23 protein-coding genes are annotated in these 20,210 nt (G+C 56.1%); 9 read left to right on the top strand and 14 right to left on the bottom strand.

The features are described 5' to 3' along the window. Positions 1–54: 54 nt before the first annotated feature. From yrbN to mtr, 3 genes are all read left to right on the top strand, one after another. A complete protein-coding gene (yrbN, locus tag OVA10_RS00235) occupies positions 55–135 on the top strand; it encodes a protein YrbN (protein WP_097919743.1) in 81 nt (26 codons plus the stop codon). After that, on the top strand, positions 128–2,047 hold the full coding sequence (locus OVA10_RS00230; RefSeq protein WP_100778759.1) for a DEAD/DEAH family ATP-dependent RNA helicase: 1,920 nt from the start codon (positions 128–130) through the stop codon (positions 2,045–2,047). Before yrbN ends, OVA10_RS00230 begins: the two co-directional genes overlap by 8 nt. Before the next feature lie 155 nt (positions 2,048–2,202). Next, positions 2,203–3,447 carry a tryptophan permease gene (mtr, locus tag OVA10_RS00225; protein WP_129035379.1) on the top strand — a complete coding sequence of 415 codons (1,245 nt, stop codon included), beginning with the start codon at positions 2,203–2,205 and terminating at the stop codon, positions 3,445–3,447. An 82-nt stretch (positions 3,448–3,529) separates the two neighbouring features. Here mtr and OVA10_RS00220 read toward each other — a convergent pair whose 3' ends face one another. From OVA10_RS00220 to ubiU, 3 genes are all read right to left on the bottom strand, one after another. Next, entirely contained in the window at positions 3,530–4,537 is a 1,008-nt protein-coding gene (locus tag OVA10_RS00220) for a luciferase-like monooxygenase (protein WP_100778761.1), read from the bottom strand. A gap of 199 nt (positions 4,538–4,736) precedes the next feature. After that, complete coding sequence (locus OVA10_RS00215) at positions 4,737–5,615, bottom strand: U32 family peptidase (RefSeq protein WP_123428249.1); 879 nt, start codon at positions 5,613–5,615, stop codon at positions 4,737–4,739. A gap of 8 nt (positions 5,616–5,623) precedes the next feature. Next, positions 5,624–6,619 carry a ubiquinone anaerobic biosynthesis protein UbiU gene (ubiU, locus tag OVA10_RS00210; RefSeq protein ID WP_100778763.1) on the bottom strand — a complete coding sequence of 332 codons (996 nt, stop codon included), beginning with the start codon at positions 6,617–6,619 and terminating at the stop codon, positions 5,624–5,626. A gap of 220 nt (positions 6,620–6,839) precedes the next feature. On the opposite strand from ubiU, the gene ubiT reads away from it, so the two are divergent. Both ubiT and OVA10_RS00200 read left to right on the top strand, forming a co-directional pair. Next, positions 6,840–7,364, top strand: a complete 525-nt coding sequence (gene ubiT, locus OVA10_RS00205) for a ubiquinone anaerobic biosynthesis accessory factor UbiT (protein ID WP_181826910.1) — start codon at positions 6,840–6,842, stop codon at positions 7,362–7,364. After that, a complete protein-coding gene (locus tag OVA10_RS00200) occupies positions 7,358–7,861 on the top strand; it encodes a GNAT family N-acetyltransferase (RefSeq protein ID WP_268194824.1) in 504 nt (167 codons plus the stop codon). The genes ubiT and OVA10_RS00200 overlap by 7 nt, the downstream gene beginning before the upstream one ends. On the opposite strand, the gene OVA10_RS00195 is transcribed toward OVA10_RS00200, so the two are convergent. Further along, a complete protein-coding gene (locus OVA10_RS00195) occupies positions 7,848–8,189 on the bottom strand; it encodes a GIY-YIG nuclease family protein (protein WP_268194823.1) in 342 nt (113 codons plus the stop codon). The two genes, OVA10_RS00200 and OVA10_RS00195, sit on opposite strands and share 14 nt — an antisense overlap. A gap of 14 nt (positions 8,190–8,203) precedes the next feature. Here OVA10_RS00195 and OVA10_RS00190 point away from each other — a divergent pair, with 14 nt between their 5' ends. Beyond that, the gene (locus OVA10_RS00190; RefSeq protein ID WP_123428257.1) at positions 8,204–8,638 is read left to right on the top strand and encodes a YhbP family protein; all 435 of its coding nucleotides are present in this window, start codon (positions 8,204–8,206) and stop codon (positions 8,636–8,638) included. Here the strand turns inward: OVA10_RS00190 and OVA10_RS00185 are convergent. Beyond that, complete coding sequence (locus OVA10_RS00185; RefSeq protein WP_100778768.1) at positions 8,618–9,136, bottom strand: type 1 glutamine amidotransferase domain-containing protein; 519 nt, start codon at positions 9,134–9,136, stop codon at positions 8,618–8,620. The genes OVA10_RS00190 and OVA10_RS00185 overlap by 21 nt on opposite strands. A gap of 128 nt (positions 9,137–9,264) precedes the next feature. Between OVA10_RS00185 and OVA10_RS00180 the strand changes: the two genes are divergently transcribed. Next, positions 9,265–9,909, top strand: coding sequence for an NAD(P)H-binding protein (locus OVA10_RS00180; RefSeq protein WP_142503649.1), 645 nt, complete (start codon positions 9,265–9,267; stop codon positions 9,907–9,909). Positions 9,910–9,949: 40 nt separating this feature from the next. Next, a complete protein-coding gene (locus OVA10_RS00175; RefSeq protein WP_181826909.1) occupies positions 9,950–10,987 on the top strand; it encodes a permease in 1,038 nt (345 codons plus the stop codon). 34 nt (positions 10,988–11,021) lie between these two features. Here OVA10_RS00175 and dolP read toward each other — a convergent pair whose 3' ends face one another. The 4 genes from dolP to OVA10_RS00155 are packed head-to-tail and all read right to left on the bottom strand — an operon-like array spanning position 11,022 to position 14,723. After that, positions 11,022–11,597 carry a division/outer membrane stress-associated lipid-binding lipoprotein gene (dolP, locus tag OVA10_RS00170; protein ID WP_100778770.1) on the bottom strand — a complete coding sequence of 192 codons (576 nt, stop codon included), beginning with the start codon at positions 11,595–11,597 and terminating at the stop codon, positions 11,022–11,024. 9 nt (positions 11,598–11,606) lie between these two features. After that, complete coding sequence (diaA, locus tag OVA10_RS00165) at positions 11,607–12,197, bottom strand: DnaA initiator-associating protein DiaA (RefSeq protein ID WP_003861754.1); 591 nt, start codon at positions 12,195–12,197, stop codon at positions 11,607–11,609. Positions 12,198–12,219: 22 nt separating this feature from the next. Then, a complete protein-coding gene (locus OVA10_RS00160) occupies positions 12,220–12,615 on the bottom strand; it encodes a YraN family protein (RefSeq protein ID WP_123428261.1) in 396 nt (131 codons plus the stop codon). Further along, positions 12,573–14,723 carry a penicillin-binding protein activator gene (locus tag OVA10_RS00155; RefSeq protein ID WP_268194819.1) on the bottom strand — a complete coding sequence of 717 codons (2,151 nt, stop codon included), beginning with the start codon at positions 14,721–14,723 and terminating at the stop codon, positions 12,573–12,575. The genes OVA10_RS00160 and OVA10_RS00155 overlap by 43 nt, the downstream gene beginning before the upstream one ends. Positions 14,724–14,785: 62 nt before the next feature. Between OVA10_RS00155 and rsmI the strand changes: the two genes are divergently transcribed. Next, positions 14,786–15,649: a 16S rRNA (cytidine(1402)-2'-O)-methyltransferase gene (rsmI, locus tag OVA10_RS00150; protein WP_100778773.1), complete on the top strand. Its 864-nt coding sequence runs from the start codon at positions 14,786–14,788 to the stop codon at positions 15,647–15,649. A 47-nt stretch (positions 15,650–15,696) separates the two neighbouring features. Here rsmI and agaD read toward each other — a convergent pair whose 3' ends face one another. The 5 genes from agaD to OVA10_RS00125 are packed head-to-tail and all read right to left on the bottom strand — an operon-like array spanning position 15,697 to position 19,886. Then, the gene (agaD, locus tag OVA10_RS00145) at positions 15,697–16,488 is read right to left on the bottom strand and encodes a PTS galactosamine transporter subunit IID (RefSeq protein ID WP_100778775.1); all 792 of its coding nucleotides are present in this window, start codon (positions 16,486–16,488) and stop codon (positions 15,697–15,699) included. After that, positions 16,478–17,281 carry a PTS galactosamine transporter subunit IIC gene (agaC, locus tag OVA10_RS00140; protein WP_100778776.1) on the bottom strand — a complete coding sequence of 268 codons (804 nt, stop codon included), beginning with the start codon at positions 17,279–17,281 and terminating at the stop codon, positions 16,478–16,480. Before agaC ends, agaD begins: the two co-directional genes overlap by 11 nt. Before the next feature lie 52 nt (positions 17,282–17,333). Next, positions 17,334–17,810: a PTS galactosamine transporter subunit IIB gene (gene agaB, locus OVA10_RS00135; protein WP_100778777.1), complete on the bottom strand. Its 477-nt coding sequence runs from the start codon at positions 17,808–17,810 to the stop codon at positions 17,334–17,336. Positions 17,811–17,856: 46 nt separating this feature from the next. Continuing rightward, positions 17,857–18,732, bottom strand: coding sequence for a tagatose-bisphosphate aldolase subunit KbaY (kbaY, locus tag OVA10_RS00130; protein WP_268194816.1), 876 nt, complete (start codon positions 18,730–18,732; stop codon positions 17,857–17,859). Then, positions 18,729–19,886, bottom strand: coding sequence for an SIS domain-containing protein (locus tag OVA10_RS00125; protein ID WP_268194815.1), 1,158 nt, complete (start codon positions 19,884–19,886; stop codon positions 18,729–18,731). The genes kbaY and OVA10_RS00125 overlap by 4 nt, the downstream gene beginning before the upstream one ends. Positions 19,887–20,210 lie beyond the last annotated feature (324 nt).

Raw genomic sequence — 20,210 nt, 5'->3', positions numbered from 1 at the left:
TGAGGGCGTTGTTGTTCGTCAATACACCTACTTTGAGCCGGTTCACACTTTTCAATGAAAATTGCTAATCATTTTCACGACGAGTTATGTAGACTGGCCGCCATTAATATCGAGGCACTTGTACTACATGGCTGAATTCGAAACCACTTTTGCAGATCTGGGCCTGAAGGCCACTATCCTTGAAGCCCTTAACGATCTGGGTTACGAAAAACCATCTCCGATCCAGGCTGAATGCATCCCGCATCTGCTCTCTGGTCGTGACGTGCTGGGCATGGCCCAGACTGGTAGCGGTAAAACCGCAGCGTTCTCGCTGCCACTGCTGCACAACATTGATCCGGAACTGCGTGCACCGCAGATCCTCGTACTCGCTCCGACCCGTGAACTGGCTGTTCAGGTAGCGGAAGCGATGACTGAATTCTCTAAACACATGCGCGGCGTGAACGTGGTAGCCCTTTACGGCGGCCAGCGTTATGACGTGCAGTTACGCGCCCTGCGTCAGGGTCCACAGATTGTTGTCGGTACACCTGGCCGTCTGCTGGATCACCTGAAACGCGGTACTCTGGATCTCTCTAAACTGAGCGGTCTGGTTCTGGATGAAGCTGACGAAATGCTGCGCATGGGCTTCATCGAAGACGTAGAAACCATTATGGCGCAGATCCCAGAGGGTCATCAGACCGCTCTGTTCTCTGCAACGATGCCAGAAGCGATCCGTCGTATTACTCGTCGCTTCATGAAAGATCCGCAGGAAGTGCGTATCCAGTCCAGCGTAACCACTCGCCCGGACATCAGCCAGAGCTACTGGTCTGTATACGGTATGCGTAAAAACGAAGCGCTGGTGCGTTTCCTGGAAGCAGAAGATTTTGATGCGGCGATTATCTTCGTTCGTACCAAAAACGCGACCCTGGAAGTGGCTGAAGCCCTGGAACGTAGCGGCTATAACAGCGCAGCGCTGAACGGCGACATGAACCAGTCCCTGCGTGAGCAGACTCTGGAGCGTCTGAAAGACGGTCGTCTGGATATCCTGATTGCAACCGACGTGGCAGCACGTGGTCTGGACGTAGAACGTATCAGCCTGGTTGTGAACTACGACATCCCTATGGATTCCGAGTCTTACGTTCACCGTATCGGTCGTACCGGTCGTGCGGGTCGTGCTGGCCGTGCTCTGCTGTTCGTTGAGAACCGCGAGCGTCGTCTGCTGCGTAACATCGAACGCACCATGAAGCTGACCATTCCAGAAGCAGAACTGCCAAATGCAGACCTGCTGGGCAAACGCCGCCTGGAAAAATTCGCCGCGAAAGTACAGCAGCAGCTGGAAAGCAGCGATCTGGATCAGTACCGTGCTCTGCTGGCGCAAATTCAGCCGACTGTGGAAGGCGAAGAGCTGGACATCGAAACTCTGGCTGCAGCGCTGCTGAAAATGGCACAGGGCGAACGTGCTCTGATCGTGCCACCTGATGCACCGATGCGTCCTAAGCGTGAATTCCGTGAGCGCGATGAGCGTTTCGAGCGTCGCGGTAACGATCGTAATGACCGTGGTCCACGTGGCGACCGTCCAGAGCGTAGCGGTGAAGACCGTCCACGTCGTGAGCGTCGTGACGCAGGCGATATGGAACTGTACCGCATTGAAGTTGGCCGTGATGATGGTGTTGAAGTTCGTCATATCGTTGGCGCTATCGCGAACGAAGGCGACATCAGTAGCCGTTACATCGGTAACATCAAGCTGTTCGGTACGCACTCTACGATCGAACTGCCAAAAGGCATGCCGGGCGAAGTTCTGCAGCACTTTACTCGCACCCGCATCCTGAACAAACCGATGAACATGCAGCTGATGGGCGATGCCCAGCCGCGTCCTGATCGTGGTCCTCGCCGTGAAGGTGATCGTCCAGCGGGCGAGCGTCGTTTCGGTGGCGGTGAGCGTCGTGAAGGCGGTCGTGGTCCTCGTCGTGATGGCGCAGCACCAGCCGGTGCAGGTCGCTTCAGCGGTGAGCGTCGCGAAAACCGCGGCCCACGTCGCGATGAAGGTACTGCACGTCGTCGTGACGCGTAATTGCCACGCCTGATACACGCCTGATAGCGTAAAGTAATCATTACAGCCCCGATATTTTTTATCGGGGCTTTTTTTATTCCATTTGTACTATCGTACTGGTACAGTGCGACACATTAAAATGCAGTAGCAAAATGTTTAACTGGAGAAACGGCTGTATGGCGACACTAACCACCACACAAACTTCACCTTCGCTGCTCGGCGGCGTGGTGATTATCGGCGGGACGATAATCGGTGCAGGGATGTTTTCCCTGCCGGTGGTCATGTCCGGTGCGTGGTTCTTCTGGTCGCTGGCAGCGCTGGTGTTTACCTGGTTCTGCATGCTGCATTCGGGGTTGATGATCCTTGAGGCGAACCTGAACTACCGTATCGGGTCGAGCTTCGACACCATCACTAAAGACCTGCTGGGGAAAGGCTGGAACCTGATAAACGGCATCTCGATTGCTTTCGTGCTGTATATCCTGACCTACGCCTACATTTCGGCGAGCGGTTCGATACTGCACCACACGTTTTCTGAAATGTCGCTGAATGTCCCGGCGCGTGTGGCGGGTCTGATCTTTGCGCTAGCCGTGGCGTTTATCGTCTGGATGAGCACCAAAGCGGTGAGCCGCATGACCGCCATCGTCCTCGGTGCAAAAGTCATCACTTTCTTCCTGACCTTCGGCAGCCTGCTGGGTCATGTCACGCCCGCGACGCTGTTTAACGTTGCCGAAAGCCACGCGTCGTACTCGCCGTACCTGCTCATGACGTTGCCATTCTGCCTGGCGTCATTTGGCTACCACGGTAACGTCCCGAGCCTGATGAAGTATTACGGCAAAGATCCTCGCACCATTATTCGCTGCCTGGTTTACGGCACGCTGCTGGCGCTGGGGCTGTATGTGATTTGGCTTTTGGGGACGATGGGTAACATCCCGCGTCCTGAATTCATCGGCATTGCGCAGAAGGGCGGCAACATCGATGTGCTGGTGCAGGCGCTGAGTGGCGTACTAAACAGCCGCAGTCTGGATCTGCTGCTGGTGGTGTTCTCGAACTTTGCCGTGGCGAGTTCGTTCCTCGGGGTGACGCTGGGGCTGTTTGACTATCTGGCGGATCTGTTTGGCTTTGACGATTCCGCGTTGGGTCGTCTCAAAACCGCGTTGCTGACCTTCCTGCCGCCGATTGTCGGTGGCCTGCTGTGGCCGAACGGGTTCCTGTACGCTATCGGCTATGCCGGTTTAGCGGCCACCATTTGGGCGGCGATCGTTCCGGCGCTGCTGGCCCGTAAATCACGTAAACGCTTTGGCAGCCCAAAATTCCGCGTCTGGGGCGGCAAGCCGATGATTGCCCTGATTCTGATCTTTGGTGTCGGAAACGCGCTGGTACACGTGCTGTCGAGCTTTGATGTGTTGCCGGTGTATCAGTAAGACGATTGCCGGATGGCGGCTGCGCCTTATCCGGCATAAAAATCTGCAGGCCCGGCAGGCGTATCGCCACCGGGCACAAACGCTATCCTAACAACTCTTCTTTAACCTGCATGGCCAGATCAAACGAGTGCAAACGCGCCTGGTGATCGAAAATCTGCCCGTTAACCATAATCTCGTCGGCCTGCGTTTCTCGTAGCACCGCCTCCAGCCCGTGACGCACTTTCGCTTTATCGCCCACCAGCGACATACTGAGCGCCTGCTGTACACCGTACTGTTCCGACGCTGACCACAGCTGATGCATATTCTCCACCGGCGGCGGCAGCTGTCCGCTCTCGCCGCGGCGCAGCTTCGCAAACGCCTGCTGCATGGAGGTAAAGAGGAATTCCGCATCGCGGTTACTGTCGGCGGCGATAATGTTGATACACACCATCGCGTGCGGTTTTTCCAGCCGTTCGGACGGTTTGAACTGAGTGCGATAGAGATGCAGCGCCTGATGCAGCATATCCGGGGCAAAGTGTGAGGCAAACGCAAACGGCAGGCCGAGCTGCGCCGCCAGCTGTGCGCTATACAGACTCGAACCGAGCAGCCACACGGGGATCTTCTCGCCGTAACCGGGTACCGGGCGCACCTGCGGATGAGGATCGCGCGCATCAAACCAGTCCACCAGCTCCGCCACATCGCGCGGGAAGTTATCAATATCACCGCCCATATGACGACGCAGCGCGCGCATAGTCGGCTGATCGCTGCCTGGAGCACGGCCAAGCCCTAAATCAATTCGCCCGGGATAGAGCGTATTCAGGGTGCCAAACTGTTCGGCAATCACCAGCGGGGAGTGGTTCGGCAACATTACGCCGCCCGAGCCGAGATGAAGAGTCGTGGTGTTTGCCGCCAGATAGCCAATCAGCACCGAGGTCGCCGCGCTGGCGATGCCCACCATGTTGTGATGTTCCGCCAGCCAGTAGCGATGATAGCCACGCTGTTCAGCGAGACGGGCGAGATCCAGAGAGTGAGAAAAAGCTTCTCGGGCCGAGGAGCCTTCTGGGATCGGCGCCAGATCGAGCACCGAAAAAGGAATGGATTTATCAGTCATAACAGCTCACTTTGTCGACGGTGAATCTTTTAATAGTGCATTAAAAATTAATAACCGTTGTTAACAAAGTGAGCTTTTACACTTCATCCTTCAAACTGCCTGTGCGTAGGCTTGATCTGTTTATCCCGACACTGACTTGAGTATGGTCCCGTGGATTTCCAGACTTGCCGCTTTCATGCAGCTTAAAAGATGTCTACATTTAGGCCTGCAGCTCCAGCCCGGCCACACGTTTCCAGTAACCGTTGCAGTCGCTGTTTGCCTTCAGCGGCAGGGGAGCGGTGCCATTTTCGTTGGCACGAAACGCATCCAGCATCGCAAACACGTTAGTGTCCAGCGGGGACAGGCGCACCATATCCACCACGCCTTGCATCGACGTCAGCTCGTTGCCGAGATTGTAAACATAGCCGCTCATGGTCTGAATGCCGTTAAGGACAAAGACCTGCTGGTTCTCCTGCGACAGCATATTGCGTCCGTTGGGATACTTGATGCAGCAGGTTTCGCACTCGTCTTTCGGGCGGTCTTCGGAGCGGGCAGTGAAGCAGCGCGCGGAATACGCCAGCGGCAGATGCCCGTAGCTCAACACTTCCACTTCAAACTGATTGCGGATGCCCAGCTCTTCACACTGATTCAGCAGGTTGACCAGCCAGTCGCGGGAGAGTTCCACCGGCATACACCAGCGCGTCATCCCCTGTTTCAGCAGCAGGCGCAGGGTCACGGCGTTATAGCAGTTGAGCGCGTGTCCGGCGACAAACGGCAGCTTGCGTTCAGCGCACATGTTCACCACGCCAAGATCGCTCGCTTCCAGCAGGAAATCACCGTTCTCGACGTAGCGTTTAATCTCGCCCAGCTCCGATGAGGCCTGCACCAGCGCAAGCGTCGACAGCACCACCTGCTTGCCGCTGCCGGCGAGGTTTTTCGCCATATCCAGCCAGTCGCCCACTTTGGTTGCACGACGTTTGCTGCAGACGGACTCCCCGAGATAAATCGTATCGGCGCTACTGCCCGCCGCCTGCTGGTAAAAGTCTTCCAGCGTCTCTTTTGACCAGTAGTAGAGCACGGGTCCTAATGAATATTTCATGGATTATCTCACTGCCATTTACGGTGATACGCGCCAAGCGTGGTTTGCGTGCCTTCGGACATCGCGCCCAGGGTGTCCATCCAGGCCGGTTGTGGGGCGTAATTCTGCGGATCGGCCATGCAGCGATCGATCGCCTGTCGCCACACTTTCGCCACCTGGCTGACGTACGCCGGGCTGCGCTGACGACCTTCGATTTTCACCGAGGCAATGTTCGCCGCCAGCAGTTCCGGCAGCAGTTCCAGCGTGTTCAGGCTGGTGGGTTCTTCCAGGGCGTGATACCGCTCGCCGTCGACCAGATAACGGCCCTTGCACAGCGTCGGATATCCGGCGTTTTCCCCGTCCTGATAGCGGTCGATCAGCACGTCATTCAGACGCGACTCCAGCCCCTGTGGCGTCTGCTGCCAGCGCACAAAGCGGGCAGGGGAGCAGGCCCCGACGGTATTCGGTGATTCGCCAGTCAGATAGGACGAGAGATAGCAGCGGCCTTCAGCCATGATGCACAGGCTGCCGAACGCAAAAACTTCCAGTGGAACTGGCGAGACCCGCGCCAGTTGCTTAACCTGATGAATAGACAGCACGCGCGGCAACACCACGCGGGCGACGTCAAAGTGACGATGATAAAAGCGCACGGCCTCTTCGTTGGTGGCCGAGGCCTGAACAGAGACATGGCGCTCAATATGCGGATAGCGTTCTGCGGCATACTCCAGCATAGCGAGGTCGGCGAGGATCAACGCGTCTGCCCCGAGCTGTGCCGCCATATCCACCGCGCGCTGCCAGCGTACATAGCCATCGGGATGCGCAAAGGTGTTGATGGCGATATGTAATTTGCGGCGGTGCTGGTGAACGAAATTGACCGCTTCCTGGAGCTTCTTCTCCGTGAAGTTCAGACCAGCAAAGTGGCGGGCGTTGGTGTCATCTTTCAGCCCGATATAGACCGCATCGGCGCCGTTTTCGATGGCCGCTTTAAGTGCCGGAAGGTTTCCGGCTGGACAGAGCAGCTCCATAATTTATCCTGACGTTCGCTGCCCCAGAGGGCACAAAATTGTTAACGAACGGGGAGTTTAATTAACCTCCACGCGACAATTTTTGATTTAAGGCAGTTAATGGCGTATTGATGACACCAATAATCAATCATGCCGCAATACGGTTTGTTGATTTACGCCGCTACGATGGCTGCCGGATATGGCAAAATAACAGGATTATCGACATCAGGGAGTAAAGCTCGTGCTGGAAAAACTGCGTTCACGCCTCGTACAATTTGGTCCATCTCTGCTGAGCGTGCCGGTCAAACTCACGCCGTTCGCTCTTAAACGCCAGGTGATTCAGCAGGTGCTGAGCTGGCAGTTCCGCCAGGCGCTGGAAGAGGGCGAGCTGGAGTTTCTCGACGGGCGCTGGCTACGTATCGAGGTGCGTGACATCGGACTGTGCTGGTTTACCTCCGTGGAGAACGGCAAGCTGATGGTCAGTGATTCCGCCCCGGCGGATGTCAGTTTCAGCGCGAATGCCAGCGATCTGCTGATGATCGCCGCGCGTAAGCAGGACCCGGATACCCTCTTCTTCCAGCGTCGTCTGGTGATTGAAGGGGATACCGAGCTTGGCCTGTACGTCAAAAATTTAATGGATGCCATTGAGCTGGATCAGATGCCGAAGGCGCTGCGCACGGTGCTGATGCAAATGGCCGATTTCGTTGAGGCGGGTCTGAAAACCCCGCCCGAAAGTAAACACACTTCAGTAGGTGAGCCATGCTGATTCGAGTTGAAATTGGGATTGATGCCCCTGGCATTGATTCATTATTACGTCGGTCATTCCCGGAAGACGCCGAGGCCCGACTGGTCCACGATCTGCGTGAAGACGGGCTGGTCACGCTCGGCCTGGTTGCGACGGATGACGAAGGACAGGTTGTGGGTTACGTGGCGTTCAGCCCGGTCGCCGTTCAGGGCGAAGATCTTCAGTGGGTCGGAATGGCACCGCTGGCGGTCGACGAAAACTATCGCGGTCAGGGGCTGGCGCGCCAGCTGGTCTATGAAGGGCTGGATTCTCTGAATGAGTTCGGATACGCGGCGGTGGTCACGCTGGGCGACCCGGCGTTCTATGGCCGTTTAGGTTTTGAACCTGCCGCGCCTTACGATCTGCACTGCCGCTGGCCGGGTACTGAGACCGCCTTCCAGGTGCATCGTCTGGCAGATGACGCTCTCAATGGCGTCAGCGGTCTGGTTGAGTATCACGAACACTTCAATCGTCTTTAATCGACGCGTTTTGCAGGCTCTCGCGTAGCGCCTCAAACGAATCATCCCCGGCGACGAGGCGCTCTTTCTGGCGCTTCGTCAGCTGCTTAATGCGGTACTCCATCTTCAGTGCCAGTGAGCGCTCACCGACATGCGCCGAAAAGGCCAGCGTCAGTTCACCTTTCCCCCGCAGCGCTTTGGCGCCTTTTCCCGTTTGATGTTCAAGGAAACGCCGCGCTACATCGGTGGTAATCCCGGTGTAGAGGGCATTATTGGCCGTTCGGACAAGATAGAGAAACCAGCACACAGTTTGCAGATTCAGTATGTTAAGGTGAATGCACCATAGCATGAGAGAGCGCGAAAATGGAAACTCTGGCCGCTATCAGCCGTTGGCTGGCAAAGCAGCACGTCGTCACCTGGTGTGTCCATCAGGAGGGCGAGCTGTGGTGTGCGAATGCGTTTTACCTTTACGATCCCGAACGCGTCGCGTTTTACCTCTTAAGCGAAGACAAAACCCGTCATGCGCAGATGTCCGGGTCACAAGCACCTGTCGCTGGCACCGTTAATGGCCAGCCGAAAAATGTCGCGCTGATTCGTGGCGTGCAGTTCAAAGGCGAGATCCGCCGTCTGGAAGGGGAAGAGAGCGACGCGATGCGCAAGCGCTATACGCGTCGCTTCCCGGTGGCGCTTGCCCTGTCAGCGCCCGTCTGGGAAATTCGCCTCGATGAGCTGAAGTTCACAGACAACACGCTGGGCTTTGGCAAAAAGCTTCACTGGCTACGAGCCGAGCAGGCGTAACGCTTCGCGATTAAAGGCGGGAAGATCGTCCGGTGTACGGCTGGTCACCAGCTGATTGTTGTCGACGACCACTTCCTGATCGTAAAAATCAGCGCCCGCGTTTTTAAGATCGATAACGATCGGTTTAACCGCCGTCAGCTTGCGCCCGCGCACCACTTCGGCGCTGATCAGCAGCTGTGGCCCATGGCAGATCGCGAAGACAGGCTTGCCGCTGGAGACAAAATCGCGCGTGAACGTCACAAAGCGCTCGTCACCGCGCAGCGTATCCGGGGAGTGACCGCCAGGCAGCAGCAGGGCGTCGAAATCCGCCGGACGCACCTCATCAATGGCTTTGTCGATAGTAACGCTGGCTTCGCCTTTATGGCCTTTCACCGTTTTTCCGGCCTGCTTGTCGATGGTGATGACCTCATGTCCCGCCTTGCGGAACGCCTCTGCAGGAGAGGTGAACTCTGAATCTTCAAACTCATCGGTGATCAAGACGGCTATTTTCTTGCTCATGCTTCCTCCGTTGTTTTGGCTTCAGACAGATTTTTTGCCGTTTGTGGTAAATACTTACCCGTAACAGACTTTTAAGTGTGGCTAAGCAGACTGAAATCGCAAACGGACTAATCTGCAAAGGAGACAAAATGAGCCAGGTATTAATCACAGGTACCACCGGGCTGGTGGGCGGACACTTGTTGCGAATGCTGATCCAGCAGCCCTGGATCAACTACATTGCCGCGCCGACGCGACGCCCGCTGGCGGATATTTCCGGCGTCTTTAACCCCCACGATCCGCAGCTAACCGATGCACTTGGCCAGGTGCAGGATCCGATTGATATCGCCTTCTGCTGCCTGGGCACGACCCGCCGCGAAGCCGGGAGCAAAGAGGCTTTTATCCACGCCGACTACACGCTGGTGGTGGACACGGCGCTCACGGCTAAACGGCTGGGCGCAAAGCATTTTCTGGTGGTCAGCTCAATGGGGGCCAATGCCAGCTCGCCGTTCTTTTACAACAAAGTGAAAGGCAAAATGGAAGATGCGCTGATTGCGCAAAACTGGGAGCGGCTCACGATTGTGCGACCGTCAATGTTGCTGGGCGATCGCGAAAAGCAGCGTTTTAATGAGTCCATTTTTGCGCCCCTGTTCCAGCTTTTTCCGGGTAACTGGAAATCTATTCAGGCGCGTGATGTGGCGAGCGCTATGCTGCACGAAGCGCGTTCTCCCTCAAAAGAGGGCGTCAATATTATCCCCTCGGCTAAACTGCGTGAAATCGCCAAAGGTGAGGCGTAAACTCCCCGGGCTAAATTAATTACACTCCCCGGGGAATGCTATGACTGGTCAGTCTTCATCTCAGGCGGCAACGCCATTTCAGTGGTGGAAGCCCGCACTCTTTTTTCTCGTCGTTATTATTGGTCTTTGGTATGTGAAATGGCAGCCCTATTACGGCAAAGCGTTCACCGCCGCGGAAACCCACAGCATCGGTAAATCCATACTGGCGCAGGCAGAAACTAGCCCGCTGCAGGCGGCCTGGGATTACGCGATGGTCTACTTTCTGGCGGTCTGGAAAGCTGCGGTACTGGGTGTGCTGCTCGGTTCCCTGATTCAGGTGCTGATCCCGCGCCACTGGCTGATGCGTACGCTTGGACAGCCACGCTTTCAGGGGACGCTGCTTGGCACGATCTTCTCTCTGCCTGGAATGATGTGTTCCTGCTGCGCGGCGCCCGTGACGGCGGGGATGCGGCGCCAGAATGTGTCAATGGGCGGGGCGCTGGCTTTCTGGATGGGAAATCCGGTGCTCAACCCGGCGACGCTGGTCTTTATGGGCTTTGTGCTGGGCTGGCATTTCGCGCTGATCCGCCTGGTGGCCGGGGTGATCATGGTGCTGGTCGTTGCTTCACTGGTGCAGTATCTGGTGAAAGATCGGCTCGTGCAGCCTGTCTCCATCGACGTTGCCACGCCTGAACCGCAAGGGACGTTTTTCTCCCGCTGGGGCAAGGCGCTGTGGCAGCTCTTCTGGAGCACCATCCCGGTCTATATTCTGGCGGTGCTGGTCCTTGGCGCGGCGCGTGTCTGGTTGTTCCCTCATGCGGACGGGGCGATCGATAACACGCTGCTGTGGGTGATTGCGATGGCGGTTGCCGGATGCCTGTTTGTCATCCCGACGGCGGCAGAAATCCCGATTGTGCAGACCATGATGCTCGCGGGGATGGGCGCTGCACCTGCGCTGGCGCTTTTGATGACGCTTCCGGCGGTCAGCCTGCCGTCACTGATTATGCTGCGCAAATCATTCCCGGCAAAAGCCCTGTGGCTGACGGGACTGCTGGTGGCGATAGGCGGGGTTATCACGGGCAGCATTGCGCTGCTGTAAGACATAAAAAACCCGGCAATCGCCGGGTTTTTTATTATTTGATGAAGGTAAAGGCGGTCGTGACTTTCTTCACACCGCTCACGCGGCTGGCAATATCAGCTGCCGCTTTGCCTTCACGATCCGTGACCAGACCGAGCAGGAACACTTCGCCATTCTCGGTGGTCACTTTCACGTTGGACGATTTCACCTGATCGCTACCCAGCAACTGGGAGCGCACTTTGGTGGTGATCCAGGTATCCGACGACGCAGTGCCCAGACCAATCGGCTGGCCCTGACGCACTTCGTTAAACACCTCGGTGGTGCCTTCTACGCCCATGGCAATCTGTTTCGCACGGGACGCGAGATCCAGATTCGGCGCCTGGCCTGCCAGCAGCACTTTGCCCTGATAGGCGGTGACGTTGATACGCGCTTCTTTCTTAATTTGTTCGTCTTTCGACAGGGCGCTGTTCACGCGCAGTTCCAGCGTACCGTCGTCCACCTGAGTTCCCACAGAGCGCGGGTCGGTTGCGGCTTTGGTGCCAACAGCCGCAGTACCCACAACGGCCGCCGCGATGCATCCCTGAAGCAGCAGCGCAGAAATAAGGACTGCGAGGGGCGTTAATGCCTTCATTAGTACTCCTTAATCATCCTGGTGAGGGAAAAGCGTGTTATCGATCAGATCGCATAAGCAGTTCACCGTCAGCATGTGCATTTCCTGAATGCGCGCGCTGCGATGCGAAGGAATGCGGATTTCCACATCCTGCGGCCCTAAAAGACCCGCCAGTTCGCCACCGTCATAGCCCGTCAGCGCGACGATAGTCATGTCGCGCGTCACTGCCGCCTCAACGGCTTTGACGATATCGCGGCTATTACCGCGCGTGGAAATCGCCAGCAGAACATCCCCGGCATGCCCTAAGGCGCGTACCTGTTTTGCGTATATTTCGTCATGCAGACGATCGTTGGCAATCGCCGTTAAGACCACATTATCGGTATTAAGTGCAATGGCGGGTAAACTTGGGCGTTCTGTTTCAAAACGATTGATCATGCTGGCAGCAAAATGCTGTGCGTTGGCGGCCGATGTGCCATTGCCACAACAGAGGATTTTGTTGCCATTAAGCAGGGACTGCACCAGCGTCATCGCGGCACGAGAAATAGCATCCGGGAGGGCTTCCGCCGCTGCAATCTGAGTTTGAATGCTTTCTGTGAAACAAACCTTAATTCTTTCGAGCACGTTATCCCTTTAAAACTTTGTTTTAGACGTCTTCGCCAAAGGCGTTTTTAAGCCATTCTACGTCGTTTCCGGTGAAGGCTACCACATCGAACCGGCAATCCACAGTATCAAAACTCCCATTATGGCGGGCGAGCCACAAGTGGGCAGTTTGTAATAATTTACGTTGTTTGGCGAGCGTCACGCTGGCGGCAGCGCCACCAAAGCGGGACGACTGTCGGAAACGGACTTCAATAAACACGGTGACCTGACCCTCTTTCATGATCAGATCAATTTCGCCGCCCCGTCCACGAACGTTGGCGGCGATAAAGCGCAGTCCTTTGCCTTCCAGCCAGCGACGCGCTGTTAACTCCCACGCGTCGCCCATCTGTTTACGGCTTAACTCGCCGGGACGATCTGCCCCTGCTGGTATTTGAGCCATGATAACTTCCTGTTAATCACGCAATCCTGGGTCGCGGTGAGATCGCCGGTGTTGCCGTTAAGCTCAAAGCCCGGCACCTGACGCATCTGGGTAAAGTGGTTAGCCAGCGCCCACGCATCCACGCCCATCGCATAAAGACGTGCGAGGGAGTAATCGTTACGCACGCTGCTTAGCGCCTGCTGCATCAGGGCCGGATTGCTGCCCGCCAGCATTGGAATTTCGCTGTACTGCAGGCCGTCCATCTCCAGACGGAAATCCGGGCCAGCCGTACCTTGCGCGCTACGTGAGCTGGCATACAAGGTTACACCGCTCTGGCTACCGTTACGCATCGCAATCATCGGCTTGATAAAGGCAATCTCTTCTGGCGTGGCGACAATGTACGCCGCGTCCACTTTACCGCCACCGCTGATTTGTGCATCAGTCGGCGGAGCCGGGATGGTCAGGCCGCCGATGGTGACGCTCTGCTGCTGAGGCAGGCTGGCCGAAATCGGGCTGCCAGTCAGGGCGATACCTGAACCGCCGTTGACGCCTGCACGCAGTTCAGACGTTGAACCGAATTTCTGCTGCAGTACCACGCTGCCGCCCAGCTGTTGCCACTCCTGAGCAAACGCATTCGCCACGCGATCGCCGAGAGCACTACGCGGTGTCAGCAGCAGCGGAGCCTGTTTCCCCTGTTCGTGGATATGACGCGCGGCGTCACGCGCCTCATCTTCCGGCGAAAGTGCGAAATAGCAAATGTTCGCGCGGTTTTGCACTTGCTCAGGTTGATTGAGGGCCAGCACGTTCAGCGTGGTGTTGCTCTTCATCAGCTCTTCAACGTTATTCTTCAGCAGCGGGCCGACCACAATGCTGGCACCGTCCTGCTGAACCTGCGCCAGAACCTGATCGATCGGCTGTGAGCTGGTGTCGTAAATCTTCAGTTCGGCGCCTGGATTTGCGGTGGTGGCCGCAACGGCCTGTGGCTGAGCGGCAGGCTGCTGTTCCGGTGCGGTGGTTTGCGGGGCAGTAACAGCGGTATCGGTTGCCGGGGCTGCTGGCGCTTGCGCCGGAGTCTGTTCCTGCGCTTCGGGCGCTGGCGCAGCCACCGGAGGCGTGGTTGGCGCCGTGACCGGATTCTGCATCGTGCCCTGGGCAGGCGCTTGCGAGGTCGTTAAATCACTGGTTTCCGCCGCTGACGGGCTAATCACATCATTGACGTTGGCGGCCTGTGCAGCCTGTGCCGGGACGGCGTTCCCCGCAACGGCGGTGGTGCCGTTTTTCGCCGCTTCAAAGCCCTGCTGAATGGTGCGACCAAACACCGCCGCCTGCCCATTCAGGGGCAGTAACAGGGCGATTTTATTGACGGAAGCCGGTTTGAAGTTCTGCACGTTCACCAGCTGCGTTGGCAGCATTTTCGCGCCTGGATTTTGCGGATAGCGAGTCTGCCAGTCGGTGATCCCGGCTTTGAGCATTTTCGGATCGCTGCGGTTGTTGAACCACATCTGCTGCAAATCCAGCCAGCCCTGGAGGACGTTTTCGTCGGCGTTGATCACCAGCGTTTGCGCCTGTTCCGGCGTCATAGCGGAAAGCGCCTGCCAGGTGGCGTCGATATTTTTCTGCTTAGCATCGCCGCTCAGCAGTGGCTCCTGCGCAATCAGCGCGCGGAGCAGGGCCAGCGAAGGGCGGCCCTGTTCGGCGGCGATGGTCGCCTGCCAGTAGCGTGCCTGTTGGTTGTTATCCAGCGCTTTCACGTCGATATCAGCGAGGATCTTTTTCGCCGCCGCGTAATCTTTCTGCGCGGTTTTCACTTCGGCCGACAGCAGAGTCTGTTCGCGGCGCTGGGTATCGTTCAGTTCCTGCGGCAGCTGGTTGTACAGATCGACCGCCTGCTGCGTTTTGCCTTCTTTCAGCAGTGAACGAATGGCAAGTAATTGCCAGTTGGTCTTGGTATCATCTGAGCTTTGCGACATTTGTTGCAGATAATAGCCAGAATCAGCCTGCGCAGTACCCTGCATATGGGCAGCAGTCTGATCGGGCGCCTGAGTGCCACAGCCTGCGAAAATCAGCGCTGCCAGCACAATGGGCAGGCTGCGCGAAGCTTTTGTTCGAAGAAACGTTAAGGGTACCATACTGTATCCAGTGATATTTTTTAGGCAATGCTCAATATTAAATCGGCAATACGGACTAAACAATGAAACAACACGAAACGGCAGATAATTCTCAAGGCCAGCTTTATATTGTACCTACTCCTATCGGGAATTTGTCTGATATTACCCAACGTGCGCTCACCGTTTTACAAGCTGTTGATTTAATTGCCGCTGAAGATACCCGCCATACTGGCCTGCTGCTGCAACATTTCGCGATCAGCGCCAAAATGTTTGCCTTGCACGATCACAATGAGCAACAAAAAGCCGAAACGCTGGTGGCTAAACTGAAAGAAGGGATGACTATCGCACTGGTGTCCGATGCAGGGACGCCGCTGATCAACGATCCGGGCTATCACCTGGTGCGTACCTGCCGCGAAGCGGGTATCCGCGTGGTGCCGCTGCCGGGCCCGTGCGCAGCGATTGCCGCTTTAAGCGCGGCGGGCCTGCCATCCGACCGCTTCTGTTACGAAGGTTTCTTACCGGCAAAATCCAAAGGCCGTCGCGACGTTCTGAAGGATCTCGAAGCCGAACCGCGTACGTTGATTTTCTATGAATCAACCCACCGTCTGCTGGACAGTTTAGAAGATATGGTTGCCGTCTGGGGTGAATCTCGCTACGTGGTGCTGGCCCGCGAGCTGACCAAAACCTGGGAAAACATCCACGGCGCACCGGTCGGTGAACTGCTGGCATGGGTGAAAGAGGACGAAAACCGCCGCAAAGGGGAGATGGTGCTGATCGTCGAAGGCCATAAAGCGCAAGAAGAGGCGCTACCTGCCGAAGCGCTGCGCACTCTGGCGCTTCTGCAAGCCGAACTGCCGCTGAAAAAAGCCGCCGCCCTCGCCGCCGAAATCCACGGCGTGAAAAAGAATGCGCTGTATAAGCATGCCCTGGAGCAGCAGGGGGAATAATCCCGTTGTTGGCCGGGCAAGCATAGCTATGCCCGGCACGCTCATAGTTACAAAATCCCCAATCCCGACCCCGCAATTGCCAGCACAAAAGTGACGGCAATCAGCATTACCGGATGCGCTTTCTTGACCCGCAGCAGGTAGTACATCAGCAGGGTATAGCCCATCGGCAAAATGTTCGGGAACACCTTGTCGAAGAAGTCCTTCTGCAGCGCCACGCTGTGAGTGGCATCGATGGCAAAGCTGGTGACAACGTTGATATGCACATACGAGGCTATCAGCCCGCCGATCACCGTGATCCCAAGAATGGTTGCCGACCGGGCGATCATCTGTGAATTTTCTCGCACCTTATCGATCGCTTTGATCCCCACCGTATACCCAACATGCGTCCAGCCTACACGCAGGAAGAAGATCGCAAGGTAAACGGCGAAGAACAGTATCGGTCCCAGCAGGTTGCCCTGGCTGGCAAACGACGAACAAATCCCGGCCATGATCGGCAGCAGCGTAAACCAGAAAATCGCGTCGCCAATTCCGGCGATAGGACCAAACAGCGCCACTTTCAACCCTTTAATGGTGCTGCGGTTTTCGCCTTTCTCCTCCATGGAGATCAACAGGCCCATCAGGAACCCCACCAGATTCGGGTGAGTGTTGATAAATTCCAGATGATCCTTCATCGCCGCGCTTAACCCTTCTTTGTCGCCTTTGTAGATCTTTTTCAGGATCGGCAACATCGCCCAGGTAAAACCGCCCGCCTGCATGCGTTCGTAGTTAAAGCTCGCCTGCAGCAGAGAGGAGCGAAAGCCAAGGCGGGTAATGTCTTTTTTACTGATTTCAGATCCCATTACTGTAATCCTCTTCATCTTTTTTCGCAGCAGTGACAGCGGGCTGCGCGGCGTTTTTGGCTTTAGCATTAAAGAACTCATACACCGCAAATCCGGCCCCCAGCACGGCCACCGGAAGTAGGTTGCTCACCTGGATATAACAGACAAACAAGAACCCGGCGATGAGATACGGAATGTACTGCGCCTTGAACATGACGCGCAGCAGCAGGCCGAAGCCGACCGCAGGCAGAATGCCGCCCGCGACTTCAAAGCCGTGGGTAAGCCAGGCAGGCATCGCTTTGACCAGCGCCTGCATGGCTCCTTGCGCCAGATAAGTGCAGAGGAAGGTAATGACGGCGTAAGTGCAGGCGACAATCAGCGTCGTTGTCCAGTTCAGACGGGCGAAAGCGGCGGTGTTGGTCTCTTTCGCGTACTTATCGGCCTTCGACATAAACAGCGAGAACGCTGAATAGAAGAACAGAATCACATACTGCATCAGCAAGCTAAACGGCAGCCCAAGACCGATAGCGGTTTTGGCATCGACCCCGGTGGACCAGGCAATGACGGTGGTCATCACCCCGGCCATAATCGGGTTCGGCGGCTGCACACCGCCGGCAGGGGTTAAACCGGCGAACGCCAGCTCCGTCAAACCGCCGGTAATTAAGCCGATGTGGATATCGCCCAGAATCGCCCCGGTGAGGGTACAAACGATGATGGGACGAAACAGAAACAGTGCTTCCAGCCAGAAATCTATCCCTAGAAAAAATACTAAAGCCGCCAGGGATATCCCCTGAATCAATGTTATTTCGTGCATTTTTTTGCCTCGTAATGATGACTTCAGCTATTTGAATGTCGAGACACTGCCACTAATCGGGGATGCCCTCTTTCGCATCACCGGGAACATCCTGGATAAAAAGATTCACGCCGCTGTGCTTGATAAAGCGCAGATCGTCGAGATCCTGTTCGTCGACATACACTTTGCTGCTGATCTGCCGTTTCCCCTCCGAGAAGTGCATATTGCCGACGTTGACATCCTTCAGCGGCACGCCGCCCTCAATCAGTTTCCTGACGATGTCCGGCGTGCGGCAAATCAGGAAAATTTTCTGATGCGGCGCGGCTTTTTCAATGATGGCGATAGTCTTCTCGATGGAGAAAAAGCGGATACCAAATCCATAGGTATCGGCGGTGATGCCCATCAGTTTTTGCTGGATCTCGTCTTTAGCGACCTCATCGTCAACGACGATCAACAAATTGGCTCCGATGGTCGACGTCCATGTCACACCAACCTGACCATGCACCAGACGATTATCGATACGGGTCAATAAGATATTGGGACTGCTCATAGTCTTCCTTCCTGCCGATGTTGAGTTGTAAGTGTTGTTGTCTTTATCAAACGGTGGCGGAATCGAGCACCAGCTTGTTGGCCGATCCGCAGACGTTTATTTTGTTTTTTACCACCTCTTTCATGGCGTCCATACCCACTCGCATGTAGTAACGCGGATCGTTACCCTGCGGATTTTCGCGAAACCACTCTTTGACCGCCGCGGAAAACGCGATTTTCAGTTCCGTCGCCACATTCACTTTGCACACGCCAAGCTCAATAGTGCGACGCACATATTCATCCGGCACATCGCTCGCGCCGTGCAGGACCAGCGGAATATCCACCACGTCGCGGATTTCACCCAGACGCTTAAAATCAATTTTCGGCGTTTTGGTATACAGCCCATGCGCCGTGCCGATCGCCACTGCGAGGCTGTCGACGCCGGTCAGTTCGACAAAGCGTTTCGCTTCCTGCGGGTCCGTCAGAAATGCGCTCTCTGCGTCCACGCTCATGTCGTCTTCCATACCGCCCAGCCGTCCCAGCTCTGCCTCGACGCTGCAATCATTGAGATGGCAGAAATCCACCACCGATTTCACCAGCTTCACGTTCTGCTCAAACGGGTAATGACTGCCGTCAATCATCGCGCTGCGCACGCCCGCATGGACCTTGCGACGAATATCGTCCAGTGATTCGTGATGATCGAGATGCAGTGCCAGCGGCATGTTGTAGCTGATGGAGTAGGCGCTGCACAGGGCGTAGATCTCTTCGAAGGCGATATGTTTATAAGTGCCAGGCGTTCCGGCGAGGATCACCGGCGATCGCATTTCGCTGCACACTTCGAGGATCGCCTGGATCGTCTCGGCGTTATGGATGTTAAACGCAGGAACGGCATACCCTTTTGCCTGGGCATCCTGAAGAAGATACTTGGTGGAGATAATGCTCATGATGCGCTCCTTGGGGCTGGCCACGGGTGAATCACAACGCCTTGCACTACGCGATTGACGGTACCGCTGGCGGATGGGGTGTCCGGGGTATTGCCGACGCTAATCGACTGGGTCAGGGCAAAGACCTGGGCGTAGATCAGGAAACAAAAGGCCAGTTCCACGTCGATAAAGTCACGCGAGGCGGGCAGCAGAATGTGAGGGCCCGCGTCGATCACCGGATCGCGATCGGCGGCGATGGCGATCACATGCATGGCCTGGCCGTCGCGGCGCAGTTCTTCGAGCAGATCAAGATCGTACTGGCGCGTATACGGATGGCTGGAAATAAACACCACCACCAGCGTTTCGTTATCGACCAGCGATTTCGGGCCGTGACGGAACCCGGTTGGGGAGTCGTAAAACGCGACCACTTTTCCGGCGGTAAGCTCCAGCACTTTGAGCGCCGATTCCCGAGCTGCCGCCTGCAATCCGCCGCTGCCGAGATAGACGATGCGCTTCCAGGGCTTATCACCGAACACGCCGTGACTGAAATCTGTGAGCGAGGTGAGGATCGACTGGCAGCGATCCGCCACGTCCTGGAAGGTGTGACAGTTGATCGTATCCGATGCGAAAACCGCGAGGCAGCTCGCCATCATGGTGGTGATGCTGCTGGTCATGGCGAATCCGCGATCGTGCGTTTCAGCAGGCATCAGCAGGGCAAAGGCGTTGTCGCTGGCGACGGCGGTTTGGTACAGGCTACCGGCTTCGTTGCAGGTGATCGTCAGGTGATAGCACGCAGGGACGAACTGGTTTGCCAGCTCGACGGCGGCCACGCTTTCCGGGCTGTTGCCGGAACGGGCGAACGAGACCAGCAGTAAAGGATGCGCAGGATTCAGATAATCCCTCGGATTCGTCACCAGATCGGTGGTGGGAATCGCCGTAAAATTTTTCCCGGTGTGGCGCGAAAGCCACGGGGCGATAATGTCGCCGATAAATGCGGATGTTCCCGCTCCCGTCAGAACGATTCGAAGATCGTCTTTTTGCAGCAACGGCGAGAGGAAGCGATCGAGAGTCTGTTGGATATTGGCGATATTTTTAAGGGAACGGCTCCAGCAGTCGGGTTGCTGACGGATCTCTTTTTCCGTCCAGGTGCCGGTGGCGGTTTGGCTTTCTGACATAACGCAGTCCTTAGTAAGGTGAAACCCGCGTCAGACGCCAGTGCAGTCACTTTTGCCTTTCGTTTCGTTTCACTTGTTCGATTGATTAAAATCTATCGAAAGGAAAACGAAAGATCAACAAACAAAAAGAAATAAAACGAAAAGTGTGATCAAAGAGACACACAATTTCAATCATCATATTGATAAATAAGAAATATTTTAAAATTAAATGATCTGGTCGTATGGCGACGAAAGGAAAAGAAAGGCCTTCTGGATCTACACCGAAGGCCAAGGCGATACACAATGAAAGGGCTAAGGGGGAGAGCCTGCCCTGAACGAAATGAA

This window comes from Lelliottia sp. SL45 (assembly GCF_026672535.1).
Lineage (GTDB): Bacteria > Pseudomonadota > Gammaproteobacteria > Enterobacterales > Enterobacteriaceae > Enterobacter > Enterobacter nimipressuralis.
The sequence above is the reverse complement of the archived record's forward strand: the minus strand, read 5'-3'. Positions and strand labels throughout refer to the sequence as shown.

What these genes read in the sequence shown, in the direction of transcription:
- yrbN (WP_097919743.1), top strand. Translation starts at nt 55, where the DNA reads ATGAAAATTGCTAATCATTTTCACGACGAGTTATGTAGACTGGCCGCC.
- OVA10_RS00230 (WP_100778759.1), top strand. Translation starts at nt 128, where the DNA reads ATGGCTGAATTCGAAACCACTTTTGCAGATCTGGGCCTGAAGGCCACT.
- mtr (WP_129035379.1), top strand. Translation starts at nt 2,203, where the DNA reads ATGGCGACACTAACCACCACACAAACTTCACCTTCGCTGCTCGGCGGC.
- OVA10_RS00220 (WP_100778761.1), bottom strand. Translation starts at nt 4,537, where the DNA reads ATGACTGATAAATCCATTCCTTTTTCGGTGCTCGATCTGGCGCCGATC.
- OVA10_RS00215 (WP_123428249.1), bottom strand. Translation starts at nt 5,615, where the DNA reads ATGAAATATTCATTAGGACCCGTGCTCTACTACTGGTCAAAAGAGACG.
- ubiU (WP_100778763.1), bottom strand. Translation starts at nt 6,619, where the DNA reads ATGGAGCTGCTCTGTCCAGCCGGAAACCTTCCGGCACTTAAAGCGGCC.
- OVA10_RS00200 (WP_268194824.1), top strand. Translation starts at nt 7,358, where the DNA reads ATGCTGATTCGAGTTGAAATTGGGATTGATGCCCCTGGCATTGATTCA.
- OVA10_RS00195 (WP_268194823.1), bottom strand. Translation starts at nt 8,189, where the DNA reads ATGCTATGGTGCATTCACCTTAACATACTGAATCTGCAAACTGTGTGC.
- OVA10_RS00190 (WP_123428257.1), top strand. Translation starts at nt 8,204, where the DNA reads ATGGAAACTCTGGCCGCTATCAGCCGTTGGCTGGCAAAGCAGCACGTC.
- OVA10_RS00185 (WP_100778768.1), bottom strand. Translation starts at nt 9,136, where the DNA reads ATGAGCAAGAAAATAGCCGTCTTGATCACCGATGAGTTTGAAGATTCA.
- OVA10_RS00180 (WP_142503649.1), top strand. Translation starts at nt 9,265, where the DNA reads ATGAGCCAGGTATTAATCACAGGTACCACCGGGCTGGTGGGCGGACAC.
- OVA10_RS00175 (WP_181826909.1), top strand. Translation starts at nt 9,950, where the DNA reads ATGACTGGTCAGTCTTCATCTCAGGCGGCAACGCCATTTCAGTGGTGG.
- dolP (WP_100778770.1), bottom strand. Translation starts at nt 11,597, where the DNA reads ATGAAGGCATTAACGCCCCTCGCAGTCCTTATTTCTGCGCTGCTGCTT.
- OVA10_RS00160 (WP_123428261.1), bottom strand. Translation starts at nt 12,615, where the DNA reads ATGGCTCAAATACCAGCAGGGGCAGATCGTCCCGGCGAGTTAAGCCGT.
- OVA10_RS00155 (WP_268194819.1), bottom strand. Translation starts at nt 14,723, where the DNA reads ATGGTACCCTTAACGTTTCTTCGAACAAAAGCTTCGCGCAGCCTGCCC.
- rsmI (WP_100778773.1), top strand. Translation starts at nt 14,786, where the DNA reads ATGAAACAACACGAAACGGCAGATAATTCTCAAGGCCAGCTTTATATT.
- agaD (WP_100778775.1), bottom strand. Translation starts at nt 16,488, where the DNA reads ATGGGATCTGAAATCAGTAAAAAAGACATTACCCGCCTTGGCTTTCGC.
- agaC (WP_100778776.1), bottom strand. Translation starts at nt 17,281, where the DNA reads ATGCACGAAATAACATTGATTCAGGGGATATCCCTGGCGGCTTTAGTA.
- agaB (WP_100778777.1), bottom strand. Translation starts at nt 17,810, where the DNA reads ATGAGCAGTCCCAATATCTTATTGACCCGTATCGATAATCGTCTGGTG.
- kbaY (WP_268194816.1), bottom strand. Translation starts at nt 18,732, where the DNA reads ATGAGCATTATCTCCACCAAGTATCTTCTTCAGGATGCCCAGGCAAAA.
- OVA10_RS00125 (WP_268194815.1), bottom strand. Translation starts at nt 19,886, where the DNA reads ATGTCAGAAAGCCAAACCGCCACCGGCACCTGGACGGAAAAAGAGATC.